This window comes from Paenibacillus alginolyticus DSM 5050 = NBRC 15375 (assembly GCF_000422905.1).
Taxonomy (GTDB): domain Bacteria; phylum Bacillota; class Bacilli; order Paenibacillales; family NBRC-103111; genus Paenibacillus_E; species Paenibacillus_E alginolyticus.
This window is the reverse complement of the sequence record NZ_AUGY01000015.1, coordinates 47,669-64,945: the sequence shown is the minus strand read 5'-3', so window position 1 is coordinate 64,945 and position 17,277 is coordinate 47,669. Positions and strand designations below refer to the sequence as shown.

At 42.9% G+C, this 17,277-nt stretch carries 17 protein-coding genes; 5 read left to right on the top strand and 12 right to left on the bottom strand.

The genetic code is table 11. From position 1 onward, the window contains the following. Positions 1-65: 65 nt before the first annotated feature. Positions 66-1,067, bottom strand: a complete 1,002-nt coding sequence (locus G519_RS0108515; RefSeq protein WP_036632396.1) for a serine hydrolase domain-containing protein — start codon at positions 1,065-1,067, stop codon at positions 66-68. A 206-nt stretch (positions 1,068-1,273) separates the two neighbouring features. After that, entirely contained in the window at positions 1,274-2,437 is a 1,164-nt protein-coding gene (locus G519_RS0108510) for an MFS transporter (RefSeq protein WP_029194316.1), read from the bottom strand. 334 nt (positions 2,438-2,771) lie between these two features. Here G519_RS0108510 and G519_RS0108505 point away from each other — a divergent pair, with 334 nt between their 5' ends. Further along, on the top strand, positions 2,772-3,317 hold the full coding sequence (locus G519_RS0108505; protein WP_029194315.1) for a TetR/AcrR family transcriptional regulator: 546 nt from the start codon (positions 2,772-2,774) through the stop codon (positions 3,315-3,317). A gap of 127 nt (positions 3,318-3,444) precedes the next feature. On the opposite strand, the gene G519_RS0108500 is transcribed toward G519_RS0108505, so the two are convergent. The 3 genes from G519_RS0108500 to G519_RS42265 all read right to left on the bottom strand — a co-directional run bounded on the left by G519_RS0108500 (position 3,445) and on the right by G519_RS42265 (position 6,352). Beyond that, positions 3,445-3,753: a hypothetical protein gene (locus G519_RS0108500; protein WP_029194314.1), complete on the bottom strand. Its 309-nt coding sequence runs from the start codon at positions 3,751-3,753 to the stop codon at positions 3,445-3,447. Positions 3,754-3,812: 59 nt separating this feature from the next. Next, on the bottom strand, positions 3,813-4,943 hold the full coding sequence (locus G519_RS42270; RefSeq protein WP_051253255.1) for an MGDG synthase family glycosyltransferase: 1,131 nt from the start codon (positions 4,941-4,943) through the stop codon (positions 3,813-3,815). Positions 4,944-5,149: 206 nt separating this feature from the next. Further along, on the bottom strand, positions 5,150-6,352 hold the full coding sequence (locus G519_RS42265) for a polysaccharide deacetylase family protein (protein WP_051253254.1): 1,203 nt from the start codon (positions 6,350-6,352) through the stop codon (positions 5,150-5,152). Positions 6,353-6,522: 170 nt separating this feature from the next. On the opposite strand from G519_RS42265, the gene G519_RS47320 reads away from it, so the two are divergent. Further along, complete coding sequence (locus G519_RS47320) at positions 6,523-7,707, top strand: alkaline phosphatase family protein (protein ID WP_051253253.1); 1,185 nt, start codon at positions 6,523-6,525, stop codon at positions 7,705-7,707. A gap of 856 nt (positions 7,708-8,563) precedes the next feature. On the opposite strand, the gene G519_RS0108480 is transcribed toward G519_RS47320, so the two are convergent. From G519_RS0108480 to G519_RS0108455, 6 genes are all read right to left on the bottom strand, one after another. Next, positions 8,564-9,970: an MATE family efflux transporter gene (locus tag G519_RS0108480; protein ID WP_029194313.1), complete on the bottom strand. Its 1,407-nt coding sequence runs from the start codon at positions 9,968-9,970 to the stop codon at positions 8,564-8,566. 280 nt (positions 9,971-10,250) lie between these two features. Next, positions 10,251-10,652 carry an Rrf2 family transcriptional regulator gene (locus G519_RS0108475; protein WP_029194312.1) on the bottom strand — a complete coding sequence of 134 codons (402 nt, stop codon included), beginning with the start codon at positions 10,650-10,652 and terminating at the stop codon, positions 10,251-10,253. Positions 10,653-10,737: 85 nt separating this feature from the next. After that, positions 10,738-11,343: a pentapeptide repeat-containing protein gene (locus G519_RS0108470; RefSeq protein WP_029194311.1), complete on the bottom strand. Its 606-nt coding sequence runs from the start codon at positions 11,341-11,343 to the stop codon at positions 10,738-10,740. A 140-nt stretch (positions 11,344-11,483) separates the two neighbouring features. Next, entirely contained in the window at positions 11,484-12,929 is a 1,446-nt protein-coding gene (locus G519_RS48410) for an eCIS core domain-containing protein (protein ID WP_064743405.1), read from the bottom strand. 217 nt (positions 12,930-13,146) lie between these two features. Further along, the gene (locus tag G519_RS0108460; RefSeq protein ID WP_029194310.1) at positions 13,147-14,595 is read right to left on the bottom strand and encodes an MDR family MFS transporter; all 1,449 of its coding nucleotides are present in this window, start codon (positions 14,593-14,595) and stop codon (positions 13,147-13,149) included. A 44-nt stretch (positions 14,596-14,639) separates the two neighbouring features. Then, on the bottom strand, positions 14,640-15,095 hold the full coding sequence (locus tag G519_RS0108455) for a CBS domain-containing protein (protein ID WP_029194309.1): 456 nt from the start codon (positions 15,093-15,095) through the stop codon (positions 14,640-14,642). A 195-nt stretch (positions 15,096-15,290) separates the two neighbouring features. Between G519_RS0108455 and G519_RS0108450 the strand changes: the two genes are divergently transcribed. The 3 genes from G519_RS0108450 (at position 15,291) to G519_RS0108440 (ending at position 16,403) form a co-directional block, all read left to right on the top strand. After that, positions 15,291-15,713, top strand: a complete 423-nt coding sequence (locus tag G519_RS0108450) for a MarR family winged helix-turn-helix transcriptional regulator (protein ID WP_029194308.1) — start codon at positions 15,291-15,293, stop codon at positions 15,711-15,713. Positions 15,714-15,899: 186 nt separating this feature from the next. Continuing rightward, the gene (locus G519_RS0108445) at positions 15,900-16,100 is read left to right on the top strand and encodes a cold-shock protein (RefSeq protein WP_029194307.1); all 201 of its coding nucleotides are present in this window, start codon (positions 15,900-15,902) and stop codon (positions 16,098-16,100) included. A 72-nt stretch (positions 16,101-16,172) separates the two neighbouring features. Next, positions 16,173-16,403 (top strand): cold-shock protein, encoded by a 231-nt coding sequence (locus G519_RS0108440; RefSeq protein WP_029194306.1) that lies wholly within the window; start codon positions 16,173-16,175, stop codon positions 16,401-16,403. Between the two features lie 153 nt (positions 16,404-16,556). Here G519_RS0108440 and G519_RS0108435 read toward each other — a convergent pair whose 3' ends face one another. Next, positions 16,557-17,006 (bottom strand): DUF441 domain-containing protein, encoded by a 450-nt coding sequence (locus tag G519_RS0108435; RefSeq protein WP_029194305.1) that lies wholly within the window; start codon positions 17,004-17,006, stop codon positions 16,557-16,559. Between the last annotated feature and the right edge of the window lie 271 nt (positions 17,007-17,277).

The following is a 17,277-nucleotide window of genomic DNA, read 5'->3' as shown; positions in this document are numbered from 1 at the left end:
ACTTTAAAATCTTACCTTGATGGGCATGGGGCAGCCCCCTTTTTAAGGCAAAGGTTAGGTTAAATCTATTCTTGTGACAAAACACATTTGCAAACAAGGTTTCCGAAGGTTTGAATGTCTTTTATATAGTCATATTGGGGAGGATTACGATCGGTTTGGTTCAACATTCTTACTGCCACAACATTATACTCAGGGATAACTAAGATAGTATTTTCATATAAACCAAGTGACTGATAAGCACCTTTGGGGAGTTGGTCTCCTAATTCAGTTATAGGTCGAAATTTGTCCTGGATCCACCAAAAAAATCCATTACGTGGTAAAGTTTCGTTAAGGTTTAAAGGTGTAGCAATAGAACTGACTTGTTCGAAAATAGAGCTAGGAACAAATTGCATGCCATTAACTTTTCCTTTTGTTAAATGAATATAACCCCAATAGGCTAATTCCCTCGTGCTAACAAATAGATTTCCATAATTGCCTTGATTATCCTTATAGTTTTCATTCAGCCATACTAATTTTTCTGATTTCTCTTTCTGCCAACCAGTTTCTGTAAAACCATAGGGTAAGAACAGTCTTTCTTGCAAAATCAAAGCGAGTGTTTGACCAAATACCTTTTGAACAAGAGTTATTAGCAAATTAACACCTGTGTTATTATACTTCCAATCTGTCCCTGGTGGAAAAGCCCTTTTTATAAGAGTATCACTGCCTTGGAGACCGTGAGTATGCGTTAGCAGATGACGTATTGTAGTATCTTTTAAGACAATTTCGTCCAAATCATCTAGATAATCAGTAACACAGTCATCTAAATTTTTGATTCTCCCCTCGTAAAGAGCGAGGCTAACAACGAAACCTAAATATGTTTTACGGACAGAAGCAATATTAAACTTGGATTCGGCATCTACCCTTCGACTGTCTACTGTATTGTCGTGACACCCCGAATACCATTCATTTACCACACAATCATTTTGAATAATATAAGTGGATGCGGCTGTTGCATTAATCAGATTTCTTATCTTTAAGACGTACTCATTTAGTTCACTAAACGCATGATTCGAAGGATCAACTAACATTTGGATCGATATTCTCCTCTCCTTTTACCACGTCCATCACAGCTGTATGTTTACGAATTCCACAAAAATACCAAAAGATATTTAATTATTCGCGAACGGATCCATACTTCCCTTTAAAGCGAATGAACGATTCTGCACGCTAATTCAAGTAAAAAAGCAGACCGCCTCAGCTGCCTGCTTTTTAGTATCGTTTCTTGCTAATTCAATTATAAATTCGAATCAGCATTCAGAGACGGTTTGTTTTTCAAAAAACGTTTCATAAAGAAAGTAAAAAGAATCAAGGAAAACGCTACTGACACTGCGCTGACCGCAAACAATACTTGGTAGCTAGTGTACTGGGAGACCCAGCCTAACATGATTGCACCTAGCCCGATGCCAAGGTCATTAGCAGTCGATATCGTGGCGTTGGCAACCCCTTTTCGGTCCGAACGTGCCAGACGTATCGTTGCTGCTTGAAGAGCCGGCTGCGCAGAGCCGAAGCCGATTCCATATAGAACAGCCGATACGACCACGCCGATCAAATCGGTTGAGAGGCTCAAGACAGCTAAGGCACAAATCGTAATCACAAGTGCCGGTACAATGACAAACATCTCTCCGTACCGATCAGATAGTTTTCCCGAAATAGGACGGCTGAGCGCAAGTGCTGCAGCAAAGGCCAGAAAGAACGCTCCGGAATTAACCTGGATCGAGTCTGCAAACAGCGGAACAAAGGTGGTAATGCCGCCATAAGCGATAAACAGAAAAAAGACAGATGCCGCAACGGGCAAAACCGATTTTTCGTACAATTCGATTCTTCTTCCGCCTATTTGCGGCCGGTAAGGCGTATTTGCACCAAGTGTTAGGAGCAGTGCTGCCGCAGAGAAGACGACGGCGATTAAAAACAAAGAGCTGTACGATAGGTTCTGTGAAACCCAGATGCCGAACATCGGTCCAATTGCCATAGCCAGGGTCATAGATGTGCTAAACCACCCCATTCCTTCGCCGCGGCGGCTAGACGGGATCATATCTGTAATCGCCGTGATCGTGGCAGTTGTGGAAATAGCCCAACTCATGCCGTGCAAGATTCTAAGCCCTATTAGAATGACAATTCCCCCGACCCAGTTATACATATACATCGCCAGGATGAATAGAAGCAGCCCCCAGACGATAAACGGACGTCTGCCGAACCGGTCCAGCAGTCCGCCGACGAGCGGCCGGAAAATAACGGCGGACAGCGCAAACGCGCCCATCGCCAGACCGACCTGCGATTGGTTGCCCCCCATTTGTTTGATGAACGGCGGCAACGTCGGATACAGCATATAAAATGCATTAAATAAGAATAGGTTTCCTACCGTCATGAGAGTAAATGGCTTCGTCCATAGGCGCTCCATTTTTTTCTACCTCCTTAACCGCTTTTACTGATGACCAACTATCCGGTGAGCATGCATTCGGCTATTAACCTTTGTGGCGAGTACAATTTCATCTCGATTCGCATAGTCCTTTAGTACCGGCCCAATAATTTCCCCTCTCGTTCCAGCATATAAGAAATCTTGTCTTCTTCTGAGACAATACGTCGTCGAATAACTCTTGATGAATTCCTGAACACATGTCTATAATTATAAGTAGGTACAGAAAATCTGCAATTGTTAAATAAGCGTGATTTGTTAAGAAATGAACAACTACTTAATAATTGTTAATTAGTTAAGAAAGCTCGGTGACCGCCAATTGGCTAAAGTGGATCGAAGAATACTCAAAACGCAGGAAGCGATAAAAAAAGCAGTTATTGAACTGATGTCAGAGAAAAATTTTGATGACATTACGATACAGGATCTTTCCGACAGGGCGAATGTGAGCCGCGGGACCATCTATCTCCATTATTTGGATAAATTTGATTTACTGGATAAGCTCATTGAAGAACATATAAACGTTCTAAGGGGAATGTGCAAATCGGCATCCGAATTGGATTTTATCGAAGCGACTCTGATGTGGACCGAATACTTTGAACGTAATTATTCATTCTTTTCAATGATGTTAGCGAGTAAAGGTGCTCCTTATTTTCGGGGTCGGTTTCTTGACTTACTTATCGAAGAATTAACGAGTGAGGTCGAAGTAACCAAAGGCAAGAACGAGAAGTTACATGAAGATCTTCTAGTTAGGTTTGTTGCATCTGCTTACGTAGGAGTAGTGGAATGGTGGTTTACTAATGAAAAGCCTGTCCCCCATCATGTCTTGGCAGAACAACTAGGGACATTACTAGATAGAAATGTGTAATCCATATGTAGCTCAAGCACACATGTGTTCTCCTTAAAATGCTTCAATTTGTTGGCGTTAATGAAAGATGGGATAGCCGTTGGCTACCCCATCTTTTATAATGTATGAAGGAAGACGCAAAGTCGCATCATTCTCCTATTTTCGCAGCCATTAGCATATTATTTCTTCTCTTTAACAACCAACTTAATCCTAATAATACGATGCATACGACCGCTCCGATAACTCCCCACAGCAGTGAGCCCTTACGAACCCCTGCATATATGCCGCTCATGGCGATACTATACGGTAATATACCCAAATCTTTGATGGATTTCAGCATGTTTTGGGCAGTACCGGTATGAAGTAGATAGATATAATAACTAATAATACTAGCAATGATGAGTAAACTAATGAAACTCATAAGCCGAGCGTGAGGGAGAGTCTTTTGAGATTTCAAGTTGATCAGTCACTCCCATATTTGATAGTTTTCTCAATCTTTTCAATTAAAATTCCTGCTCATACAGAAACAGAAATGGGTTGACGGATCGTTTCCATGATGTCATGAGCAATGACAGAAGCTGCTTGGGTTTTCTTTAGAGCAAGCATTCGACTCTTGATCTCACTCTGAAGCAAAGGCGTATCTATCAAACCTTTTAATTGAGCTGCAAGCTCATCCACATGATTTGAAATCGAAGCAACCCCTTGTTCGGACAAAAATATGGCGTTCTCTCTCTCTTGTCCTGCATACGGTTTGAATATGAAAATTGGAATGCGCATGGAGATCGCCTCAGTCAAAGTTAGGCCTCCTGCTTTCGTAACGATACAAGTCGTATTTGACATATATTCGTGAATATTACTAACGTATCCGAGAACATTCAAGTTAGGATGAAACGATTGAAGAGCATCCAATTTATGCTTAACTTTCTCATTTCTCCCGCAAATAACCGTAATCTCATGATCACCTATGGCTAGTAAAGATAGAACCATTTCTTCCATGTAGCTCGAGATCCCATAATCACCTGCCATAACCAAAATCGATTTTTTCTTCGTGTTGTTTACCAATACGGATTGCTTGTCTGATTTCATTTCATCGAATTGCTTACGGATAGGAATGCCGCTGACATGGATTTGATTTTTCGTAAAACCCTTACTCATGAGCTGCTGCTGCAGCACCTCTGTAGCGACATAATACTTGTCTACCTCAGGATGAATCCATCTAGAATGCAATGCATAATCCGTTATAACAGTAAAGTTGCTAACACCAAGTGTCCTGCAAACCTCAGGAGTTGCCCCAAATGGGAAGGTATTCACTACTGCATCTGGTCGTATTTGCTGTATATACTGAAATAATTTCTTCCGACCCAAAATATTTAAAGATCGATTAATCAGCGCATCATACTCCGCTTCCCTTGTCAAATAGTAGCTCCAACCGTAATAATCCAGTCCCATTCTTGCCACTTGTGTACTTTTATTATAAAGAGAAATGGTAATCGTATTTAATAAAGGATGTCCTTCTTTCATGAGATCAAGTGTGACAACTTGTTTTGCTCCCTGCTTTTCGAATTGTTCACTCAAAGCTTGAGAAGCTTGTAAATGTCCATTGCCATAACCAGCTGTCAAAACCAAAATTTTGGGAAATATATTCATTTTAAAACGAACCTCCCCTTCGAGTTAGCAAATCATATCTTATATTTAATGTATACGATACATTTTTGACTATGAGTCATTTCATTTATCACTTCTAAATCATAGTTAATAACAGTTAAGGAAGTGTGAATCATTTCTTAAGATTTTATTAATTCATAGTTAAAGTAAAAAGAAGGATTGCCATAACAGCGAATCCTTCTCCTAATTTATTTTGGACCCGATCCCGGTCTTATAGAATCCCAAATTTCCTGACTGTCGAACAAAGGTAGCAGCCTGGAACGCTGGTCGTGAAGAGCTATGCCATCTATATGTCTGCGATCCATCATGACGCTGTCTGGCTTAAAAGCAAGGTATGGAACCGGACCCACGGAACACATGATTCGAAAGCCCTCCTCCATAAGAAACTGATATTTGCGATCCTCAGGCAGCACACTACTTCCGAATGGATAAATGTATACAGAGGTGGCGCCTATCAGCGGCTCTACTTCTTGCTTCCAGCGCAGCGTATCCTGCTTGAATCGATTCAAGGTAATTTTTGCTGTATCCAAATGCCCATAGCCATGCGAGGCAAAAGTCCATCCGGTCTCCTTCAAGCGCTTTATAACAGGAAGTACACCCTCCTTGGCGTTTATATAATTAGGCGAGTCGCGTTGATCCGTGCGGTACCCAAGAATGCCCTCATATCCAGTTAGGGCAATAACTCCCTTCGCACCGTGCCAAGAAAAGTCGGGATGCGCATGGACAAAATCATCCAAAATAGGGACAATTTCACTATTTCGCGCCGTAATCGGTTCCCCTTGAGGTGTCATGGAATAAGTTGCAACTTCTCCATTGTCATCCAAGACTAATCGAGAGGCATTACCATTTTCGCGCATATACGTGTAATAATTGAGGTCGTCAATCGAAAGTACGAGGGGTTTTTTATTCGCGGGCAGCCACAGTTCTTGTGGCCTGACAACACCCTCTTTTTCCGTATACAACGAACCAATATCAATTAGAATATACTGATTCCGGTATAACGAATCTAAGATTTTATTGAATTCCTTCACCGTGACGAACCAATCATTATAGCCTTTCGCCATAGAATCTCCATCAAAGGCGAGCTCCGGGAATGCAATCAAAGGGTGAAAAAAGATATGTTCGATCTGTCCATTGAAAAGGACTAATGGTGTTTCGACTGGTACTGGTTCAGGAGTAGTGGGAGAAGCCGCTGCTGCTATTTCTAAGGTTGGTATGGGAGTAGATACGGGAACATGATCTAAGGAGGCAGACGGTAGAGGTGATTGAATAGAACTGTGATCTTGCCGCGGAGTAAATACGTGACGACTTCCCATCTCAATACTTAAAAATAAAACAAGAACTATCCCCACAAGCAACCCGCTTAACCTCAAAACGAATTTCGTTTTCAAATGAATCCCTCCTTATGCAACCACCATCAAGAAGACGTTGCAAAGTAAGGTTCTGTTCGACTATTTTCCGGAAAAATTAACCAATACGAAAAAGTGCAACTTTTTCTCTCTGCTTAGCTCTAAGTATTTAGAGCAGGAAGTCTGAGAAAACTTACTACATGAGGTGCATGATGAAAAAGAAGCTACTTTCTATAGCTGCAGTGTTACTGGCATTGTCGGTTCCAACGGCTGCAAACGCCAGTGTTCCGACACAAGTGTTTATGAACGGCAACAAACTAAACTCCGAAGTCAGCTCGCAAAACGTGAATGGCACTACTTTCGTTCCCTTGCGGACGATTGCTGAAGCGCTTGGCTTTCAAGTGACTTGGGAAAACGAGCAGCATAAAGTTACTCTTGATAAGGCAGATAAAAGGATTCAGCTTACGATCGGCAACCCGGTCGTTCAAGTGAATGACAGCTTATATACACTTGATTCGGCGCCCTATATCGAAAGCGGCAGCTCGATGCTTCCGGTACGTTTTCTCGCCCAGCAATTTGGTCTTCAGATCGATTGGGATCAAGCCACAAGCTCTGTGTTTGTAAACGATAGAGCAAACTCCAGTTTGACGCCGCCGATTGATCATATTGTCGTTGTAGTTGAAGAAAACCATTCCTATAATCAAATCGTAGGAAGCCCCGATGCTCCTTATATGCAATCGCTCATTCAGCGCGGTGCGCTGTTCACGAATGCGCATGGAGTCACACATCCAAGCCAGCCTAACTATCTCGCTTTGTTTTCAGGCTCTACACAAGGAGTAACCGACGACATCTGTAAAAAACCGTTCACCTCACAGAATCTCGTCACTGAATTATTAAGCGCCAACTTGACCTTCACCGGATATTCGGAAGATTTGCCGACCGCGGGTTACACAGGTTGCTGGTCAAATGGCTACGCGCGCAAGCATAATCCATGGGTGCAATTTACAAACGTACCGAAAGAGCTGAATCAACCCTATTCACAATTTCCACAGGATTTTACGAACCTACCTAACGTATCTTTCGTCATTCCAAATCATCAAGACGATATGCACGACGGTTCCGTGAAGCAGGCAGACGATTGGCTTCAAACGAATCTGGATGCGTATGTGACCTGGGCTCAAACACATCGGAGCTTGCTCATCGTTACATGGGATGAGGACGATTATGCGAAGGCGAATCATATCCCCCTCATCGTCGTTGGACCCATGGTTAAACCTGGGCAGTATGACGAGTATGTGAATCATAAAAACGTACTTCGCACGATTGAGGACGTTTATCGTCTGCCGCTACTAAGGGATGTTCAGCAAATACAGCCTATTACATCTATGTGGAAATAGTTAATAACCTAGCGAGCAGTCTCTATTTTGTTTCGATACGGAGCGAAATTTAACAGGATTTCCTCCTGTTCATTTGGAGTAACTGCTCTAAACGGTCATCTAACTGGAAAACTGCACCTAGAATAAGAAGTTTTCCATTTAGTGCAACAATGAAAACAGAGGAAGCCTAAAGATGAACGCCTAATGGGACAGTCCTTTTTTCGCTTTACCTCGAATCACCACTTTACCAAAATTTCTTCCAGTCTCCAAAATTATTTTGTTTGCTTAGGCATCAGACTTATACAAATAGAAGACTATTGGAGCGGCTTGCTTGTGATAGGCCATGAGATATGCTCTGGCATTAGAGTGTATAGTAGAAAGTTGAGTGCGAGGGCAGGTAGATAGTCAAGAATATGTTCACAGGTGGGACCATTCATTGTTTGATTTGTGGTAAACCATGTGACTTGCTCCTTTATTGGAGGGTAGTGTAAAGTTGGGTGCGAGGGCAGGTAATAGAAAAAAATTGTTCAAATACATATAAAAAGGCGGTCAAATCCACTGGATGATAGGTCGACTTGAAAGCGAAACTCTGTGGAGTGATTTCGAACATTTAGGCTGCAAATCTTAGGATCGCGGGGAACGCGGAGCCCTTATTTCGATGATTATGCCAATGCGGGACCCGCAGCGGAACGTACGGGCCCTATTTTGCCGTTTTACCGTTTTTTCCACCTCGAAAGCGGGAAATAGAGGCTCCTTGTTCCGCGAAAACGTGAAATAAGCTGTTTAGAGCAAAATAAAGCTTCTACGTTCCGCTAAAATCTGGTGATGCCGGGTGCGTGTTAGTTATTTAATAAGCTCTTATTTTCAGTCACTCATTTCACTTTCCGCTCACTGGCTCTACCAGGCGGTGCCTGTACCACCGCTCCCCGCGATAACGCAGCAGGAAGATTGTACCTCGCACGCCCCACTCCAATTGCATAGCCGCGCACACCCCGATTACCCCAAGGTTTAGCGTAATACCAAACACATAACCGAGCACAACCCGAAACAACCACATGGTCAGCATTGAAGAAATGGAGGTGAAACGAGAATCCCCCGCTGCTCGCAGCGCGCCCGGTAGCAGAAAACTGATCGGCCATAGGGGGATCTGGGCTAACATATTGATTATCATAATGAGATACAGATCATCCATGATTTCGGCTGGAGGGCGGAACAAACTAACCAGTGGCTTAAAGAACGGGATCAAAATAAGCCCTGTCACCAAAAGGGAGCCAGACGCCAGCCACAGAAACGACCTCGTAAATTTGCGGGCATCCTGAATATTCCCCCTCCCTATGCATTGCCCTACCACAGTGACTAATGCTGTAGATAATGCTATGGCTGGGATTTGTAAAAGCATTGCGAATACGGAACTGATGGCGTTTGATGCAATCTCGTATGTGCCTAGGCTGACGATGTAGATTTGGGTTAACATTTTTCCCCCGTTAAAAAACAACTGCTCAGCAGCGAAGGGCAGCCCGATGAACATGATTTTCTTAAACATGGAAATATTCCAGCTCATCAATTCCTTAAGGCGAATTCGCAGGCTATCATCCATTCGGAGAAGGTAGTACAATGCGCAGGCCGCTGCCAAATAACGGGAAATATTCACGGCCACGCTCAAACCTAGCACCCCCATTTCCATGAAATGGACAAACAAGACGTTCAGTAATACGTAAGAAAGGTTCAGGATTAGAGACAACCCTAATGTCACTCTAGTTCTGCCAATCCCCCTCAGCGCTCCGCAGACCGCTTCCTTCAACGCGATCCCGAGATAAGACAAAGCGCTCCCCACTAAATAAGTGCCGGCATGGTCGAACACATCCGGTTCTGCTGTTCCAAAGAGCACCTTCAGGATCGGATGATAAAATAAAAGGACGATCAGACTGAGCGTCACCGCAACCAAAGTCACCGCGGTAAGCGATGCTGCCGCCGCCTTGGATAACATCTTATCATTCCCGCTGCCCTTGTACTGCGCCACCACCACCGTTCCTCCGGTCGCCAAAGCGACGAAGACATTAACCAGGAAGAGATTGAGCGAATCAACCATACTTACTGCGCTGATCGCCGCCACCCCCGACGAACTGATCATCGCGGTGTTCACCAAGCTTAGGCCGACGAGGAAGGCCTGGTCGATGAGGATCGGGAGAAGAAGCGATATGACCTGTCGGTAATCAATAGATTCCCCTGAAAGATATTTGTTCAAAATAGCATGGCATCGAGCCTTATAACGTAACGGAATCATAAGAGGTTCACTTCCCATTCGAAAACGTCCGAAGTCGCCGAAACTGCGGGAACTAGGCCACAAACGACAAGATCGGATTCCAACTTCACTATCTTTCATAACACCTTCATGAGTTCTCGTTCTCTATTAAATTGAAATCATACAAACAATATTCAACAGTTAATCCCGCTATCCTGCCCGGTTCGCATAATAGGAGTAACTTTATATTTTTGAGCTGCTTATATAATAGATTTTAAAGATATTTCATATCTGCAATTAAACTAAAAAAAAGATAATTTTTTTACAAAACTATCTTCATTTTTTTGACGAGCTCAGACATGGTCTGATTTCTCAAATGTTCTTCCATCTTTTCCTCAGCCGATAGTACCACTTGCATAATCATACATTCCGTTCCATGATCCAAGCTACAATCGAACAAAGAGGCAGTCCCTTCAATAGCGTGAATAATGTCAAGGAACGAGATGGTTTCCCAATTCCGTTTTAACCTGTATCCGCCATTGGCGCCTGATGCCGATTCAATCATTCCCGCCTTGACTAACTTGGTTAATATTTTGGATAGATAAGTAGGGGAAACCTCTTGCTGCTCGGCCATTTGCTGCACACCAACAGGCTTATTCGGCGTGGCTGCTGCAAGAAAAAGCATGGTGTGAAGGGCATAGTTCGTAGCTTTCGAGTACTTCATACGAAATCATCTTCCTCAATAAAAGATTTTATTTATCCATAATAGATTTTATAAATAGGAAGTGTCAAGTAATAACTCTACGCATCTAGTCGATTTTCGCTCCATAAGCTCGGGCAAAAGCTACGGCCTGTGTCATATCCATCCGCACCCCTTTAATATCTAGAGACTTGAAATCAATTCCATCAAGGATAGCACCTCTTAGATCCGATCCTTGTAATTTTACTTTCCCCATTTGAGCCCGAGTCAAGTCTGCATCCCTGAGATCGGACTTCTCCAGATTGCATCCATTCAAGTCGGCTTCCCGGAAACGAATGCCCCTAAGCCCCTGTTTCATTAAATTCGTATGTCTCAGATTCGTATAAGACCAATCACCACCTTGAAGGGTAATGCCATCGAGCAAGGCCTCTGCAAAGTCAGAACCAATCATTTTGCAATCTATGAATTTGGCAACGAATAAATTAGCTCCTTTAAACACGCAATTCGTAAAAGCCGAACCCGTGTGTACCGAACCGTTTAACTGAGCGCCTGTAAAATCACAATCGATGAAGTGTGAACCCATTGTATAAACTTCTTCTAAATGAGTGCCGCGAAATCGGCACCTTGTAAACGTGCAATTCCGCAGTTCTCCGTCTTTCTGATCGGCATGGCTGAAATCTTGTTCAACATATTCTTGATCGACATATGAATACATCTGGCAACTCCTTCTAAATGAAAATAATTAATTCTATCTTAAGTGATTGGCCGAGTCAAATAGAAAGCAAAAACAAAAAAATCCGCAGTGAATGCGGATTATAAGGGGATAATATGCCTGTACATCTGAACCAACAATTTCTACAAGGCATTATACGTTTTTTGAGTGTCATCCATCCCTAAGAGTGCGGGAAGATTTACAACCGTATATCCGTAACCCGTTTCATATCTTTTATCATACGGTTTCGTATGCCCATAATTTGGCTGTGCATTGTTAGCGTCATAATGCGTATGGACAACGGCTTTATCGTCATACTTCGTGACCATTTCAGCAGGGCCCGCAACCTCAAATTCAGCCCCGTAATTAGCTGGGTTATTGCCATACTTTCTCACATAGTCCAAACTATCAATCCGGTTGGCGTTGATATCCTCGATGAGTTGAATAAATGGCTGAACAAACGGAACAAATTCTTCCGTCATATCGTAAAATTTAACCTTAGCCTTATCATAAAGAACGTAGGCCAAGTAATTTTTCCAACCTGCTGTTAAGGAAGCAGCGCCAGCGACAAAATCAGACACCTTGTCCCCTGTCAATGTTATAAGTTCCTCTAACCAGACTTGCAGCGGCTCAGGATCATCCTTACAGTAATCGATTGTTTCCTGATTTGTATACTCGTCAACACCTTTGAAATCTGGATAAAGCGTGGATATTTGTGTCCGCAGCGCATCAAAATCGCTATCTTTTGCTTCTTTCCATAACCCATTCTGAATCAGTCCGGCAATAAAGCTTTCTTTTAACTCACCGGCGTCGACTTCCGCTTCATTCAGTACTTTTTTCAGGCCTGCAATCCCTTTTTTTACCTCACCTTTGACATAGGCAGAGCTGTCATTTTCAAGGAATTGCGCGTACTCCTTAAATATGACATTAGATTCTCCGAGATCGGAGGCATTCACTTGCTTTTCTTCCTCGTCGCCGTTACTTTTTTTGACACTGGAAACAAGCATTCTTTGTACAACGCCGGCTCCACTCAGCGAACTTCTTTGAATGGCTGGAGGTGAATTCTCAGTTCCCCCTTGGGCTTGCTGTAAGGCCCTGGCACCCATGATATCAGCGTCCTGCTCCAAACCTGCATCATCGTTGATCGCAACACCTCCCATTTGCATCATGGGTTTCACAAGACCTTGCTTTTGCTGCACTACATGCCACGCTTCGTGAGGGAGATGCTGGTCTTGTCCGGGTGCAACATGAATATCTGTCCCCTCCGCGTAAGCATGGGCTTGCAATTGGGCAGGCTTAGAAGAATTATAGTGGACTTTCACATCGTCCAGTGAAATCCCCGAAAGGCTCTCCACGCCTGATTTCAAATCATCTGGAAGCCCTGTACGGTTCGTCTTACTCTGGACCGTTTGCATCGGATTGGCTTGTAGGCCAGCCCGCATCATTTGGGCAACAGCCCGATTTCCCACTGTTTTATGTAAGTTATGTATATAATTTTGCCCCATTGACGCTTGCGCGTAAGCTGCCTGCCCGTGATTTATTAAAGAGGATGTTTCACTTGGTCTGCGCATTAAACTTTGATTTTTCATCCTGACACCTCCTCGTCACATACCATTTACTTCTATTTTATCACATTATGTCGAACATGAATGCTATGAGAAAACCTCTATCGAGGCCATTCAAAGATGAGCGACCGCGTTTAGAGGTAGGTTTTATCGCCAATAAGAAAGTGGTTTTCGTGATCCGAAAACTTATACTTTCTTATGTGGTAAAAAAAGCCGCCATTTAGGCGGATATTCATTTGCATTACCCCTCTATCTTTCGTATGATCAGTCCACCTTCAGAGTGATTTTTTTCCCGGAGGAAAAAAGTGAGTGGAACCGCAATGACAACAAGTATCGTTCCAATTATAAACAAATCCTGTATGCTAAAGGTGAGTGCGCGCGAAGCCGCTAGACTATCATTCGCTCCTGATTTCCCCATATAATCAAGAGTTCTGGAAGATAAAATGGTACTGAAAAGAGAAACAGAAAGTGCCGCTGTTCCTTGACGGATCCAGTTCATTAGCGCGGATGCTTGACCTGACAATTGAGACGGAATGGCGGACATACCGGCATTGGTTACAGGCATATTGCTCATAGCGATTCCAATGTAACGAATGGCAATCCAGCTAACAACGAAGATGGTACCCGATGTCATGCTTAATCGGGACAGCGCCCATGTAGCCACAGCCATTAGTAGGACACCGGACATGACCAACCGGAATGGACCCACTTTGTTATACACTTTTCCAACCAGTGATGAAACAAGCGCCATAGCCAGTGTTCCCGGCAGCATGACAAGTCCTGTGTACAGTGTTGATTCATGTTGGATTTTTTGCAAGTAAATCGGGATAAGGAAAGTTCCCGCATAGAGAGAAATGGTAATGCTGCAATTCAAAATTAGACTGTACGTAAACCGAGGTATTTGGAATAAGCGCAAATTAAGCAGCGGTTCGTTTGATTTTAGTGACGTAATTATGAAGTAGCCAATCATGATGATGCCGACTAGCATTAGCAATATCGTCTTCCACGATGTCCATCCCCAGCTATGACTCTGGCTAAACGATGTTAGCAGCGAGCTCGTTCCGATAATGACTGTAATAAATCCGATGAAGTCTAAGGATAAACCTTTCCCCAACCGATAGTACGGAATAAAACGCTGAGTAACGATCATTGCTATAATCCCGATCGGGATGTTCATGAGGAATAAAGCTTTCCAGCCATAAGATTCCGTTAACCAACCCCCGAGCGTTGGGCCGAATGCCGGTGCCAACATGGCTGAGACCGTCCAAAGACTGATTGCGCTAGCTTGCTTCTCTTTGGGAATAACCTGGTAAATAATCGTCATCGTTGTGGGCATAATAATGCCGCTGAAGAGTCCCTGAAGAATTCGAAATGCGATCAGCGACTCCATATTCCATGCGAAAATGCAAAGTAAGGATGTTAGAGTAAATCCACCTAACGCATAGACATATAGACGTTTATAACTTAATCGATCTCCCATATAACCAATAATAGGAGCAATAACACCTGTTGCCAGCATAAATCCTGACATCATCCATTGAACGGTATTCAGCGGAGCATTAAAATCATCCATGAATACGGGCAAAGCCACATTTATAGAAGTCGTGCTCAAGGTGGCCATGAAATTTCCGAAAAATATGGCAAAAACAATACGCCAGAATGGTTTCTGTATTGAGTCAGTACTCTCCACTTCTATTCCTCCAACTCGTTGCTCTGTCCCTGCATCAAGCGTATTTACAAAATGGATTGGAAGGAATGACGAATAACATCCCCCCTGCTGATAATTCCGACAAGAACGCCTTGATTCAGAACAGGCAGTTTTTTAATTCGTTTTTTACCCAAAATGGCAGCAATTTGTTCAATATCCTCATCAGAGTCTACGGCAATTACCTTCTTTTGTGCGATTTTCATGACATTTAAAGGAAGCAGGCTGTGAACTCTTTCGTGGAACTCTTCGTTGTCTCCCTTGATGACTGTTGTGTAGAAATAAGAGCCGAAGACATGGTCCTCATGCTTTCCGATGTAGCGCATAATATCTCCATCACTCAGATAAGCGACCACTTCATTCCGATCGTTAACAACGGGAAGCCCACTGATTCTGTGCTTAATAAATTTCTCAATCACGTCGCGAACAGAATCGCCTTCTTTTACTTTGTAGACTTGACGGACCATAATCTCATATGCTTTTATGACGATCCCCTCCAGTTAAGAAATTGCCTTCTGTTCAAATAAGTTGTATGATGAAAATATATACTTGCATTATACAACTATATGTGACGATGTCAATCCATATGTAGTCCTATGTTCGAAGATTTTCAAACCATACCGGGTATGTTACAGTAAATATAGTAAAAATTTATAATGAAATTAAAGACGAGGTAACCTATGAAGAATCATCCTGCAGAAACGATTGAGCTTGAATTAGCGATTCTTATGCGCCGGTTAATGGCCGCAACCACCAATATGAAAGTTGGGAATCTTGATCGTGCAGCCTATCTTTTACTTCATCAAATCTCTACACACGGGTCTGCAGGCGTCAAAGCCTTGGCGGAGGAATTTCATCTGGATATCTCGACAATCAGCCGACAGTCTGCCGCTTTGGAACAAAAAGGCTATGTGTATCGAATTCTAGATCCCCAGGATGGACGTGCCTATTCCCTTCAAATCACAGAACGCGGGGCCAAAGAACTAGCGTTAAACAAACAGGCTCGATTCGAACGTGTAGCGGAGCTATTGCATGACTGGTCTTTGGAAGATCAGCAAATGTTCGGGAAACTTCTGAGTAAGTTTAATCGCACTTTTATATAGACCCTTCTGACCAACATCGTCAATAAATTGCTTTACATACCTTTGTATGATAAGATGACCTTATAAACAGTGTTAACATAAATTCACATATTGAAAAGGTGATCATTTGTGTAATGGTTCCTTTTTCAATGTGTGATTTTTTTGTTTAAAAAAACATGTTAAATAACTATTTGGAGGTAATTGATTATGGAAACAGGAACAGTAAAATGGTTTAACGCAGAGAAAGGCTTTGGCTTTATCGAAATGGAAGGCGGAAATGACGTATTCGTTCATTTCTCCGCGATTCAAGGCGATGGTTTCAAATCACTTGACGAAGGACAACGTGTTCAATTTAATGTAGCTCAAGGCAACCGCGGACCTCAAGCCGAGAATGTTGTAAAGCTGTAGAACTGTAATACACAGCAAACTGTCCTTAACATGTGTTAAGGACAGTTTTTTTAATCTAAGGAGGAGTATACAATGTATTTTCGAAGAAAATCGTTAGAAGATCTCCCTCAAGAAAACACTAAAATCTGGTCTTGCAAGAAAGATGATTGTACGGGTTGGATTCGAGACAATTTCGCTTTTGAGTACGTTCCAACTTGCCACCAGTGCCTTTCTCCTATGATTAGCTCTGTGAAGATGCTTCCTCTACTTGCCAACTCCAACATAGATATGAAGTCCCTTAATAAAGGCAGACAGATCTCATAGACGTCTGTAAGTATGACAAAAGGTATATAGGATGAGTACCCAAAAGGAGCTGCCACAGGGCGGCTCCTCTTTTTTTATAATTTTAAAATAATAATGAGGTTTTTGTTACGATGTCCTCCCCATTCGTACATAGCGTCAAATAATGCTTATCTGTCATTTCCCAATCAGCAGCGATAAAATTCCGGCAGCGATCAACGGCCCAACAGGCACTCCTTTTAGAAATGCCACGCCTATAATCGTCCCGATGACGAGACTTGTTACGATCGTAGGGTTGCCGGCCATCAAATGAGCGCCTCGTCCGCCTAGATAAGCTACCAATACCCCAACGATAATGGCGGCGATTGATTTCCAATGCAAGAAGGACTGATAAAGCTCCTTCATGCTGATCGAGCCGCTGGCCAGAGGCGAAAGAATACCAATTGTCAGGATAATGATGCCAAGTGAAAGGCCATTTTTCTCAATCCACGGGAAGGCTTGGTCCAACTTAACGACTCGAATCAGCAAAAGCACGACGGCAGCAATCGTAATTGAGTTGTTGCGGCTGATGACTCCAAGTAGCGCTAGCAGAATGAGCATCAACGATGGCATATCTAGCTGAGGCAAATCGACCAACCTCCTTCTTTTATGTAGTTAACAGTGCCACTATTATTTCACATGCTATGAATGCAGGCCGAAGCATCGCGTTCTTCTTGTTCAAAAGGTTTTTAGTATAGTATTCCTTACTCGAGGCAAGTTTATTACGGGCTGTTTGAACGCCTCACTTTGATAAAACGTATCCCACCTAACAATATGATCGCTAAGATTCTCACCAATATATTAAGTCGTAATACTTTTCCGTTCTTTGAGGGATATTTATTAAACCATCATTTAAAAA

Coding starts and splice junctions, on each gene's coding strand:
- G519_RS0108515 (WP_036632396.1), bottom strand. CDS start 1,067: ATGTTAGTTGATCCTTCGAATCATGCGTTTAGTGAACTAAATGAGTAC.
- G519_RS0108510 (WP_029194316.1), bottom strand. CDS start 2,437: ATGGAGCGCCTATGGACGAAGCCATTTACTCTCATGACGGTAGGAAAC.
- G519_RS42270 (WP_051253255.1), bottom strand. CDS start 4,943: ATGAATATATTTCCCAAAATTTTGGTTTTGACAGCTGGTTATGGCAAT.
- G519_RS47320 (WP_051253253.1), top strand. CDS start 6,523: ATGAAAAAGAAGCTACTTTCTATAGCTGCAGTGTTACTGGCATTGTCG.
- G519_RS0108480 (WP_029194313.1), bottom strand. CDS start 9,970: ATGATTCCGTTACGTTATAAGGCTCGATGCCATGCTATTTTGAACAAA.
- G519_RS0108475 (WP_029194312.1), bottom strand. CDS start 10,652: ATGAAGTACTCGAAAGCTACGAACTATGCCCTTCACACCATGCTTTTT.
- G519_RS0108470 (WP_029194311.1), bottom strand. CDS start 11,343: ATGTATTCATATGTCGATCAAGAATATGTTGAACAAGATTTCAGCCAT.
- G519_RS48410 (WP_064743405.1), bottom strand. CDS start 12,929: ATGAAAAATCAAAGTTTAATGCGCAGACCAAGTGAAACATCCTCTTTA.
- G519_RS0108450 (WP_029194308.1), top strand. CDS start 15,291: ATGAAGAATCATCCTGCAGAAACGATTGAGCTTGAATTAGCGATTCTT.
- G519_RS0108445 (WP_029194307.1), top strand. CDS start 15,900: ATGGAAACAGGAACAGTAAAATGGTTTAACGCAGAGAAAGGCTTTGGC.
- G519_RS0108440 (WP_029194306.1), top strand. CDS start 16,173: ATGTATTTTCGAAGAAAATCGTTAGAAGATCTCCCTCAAGAAAACACT.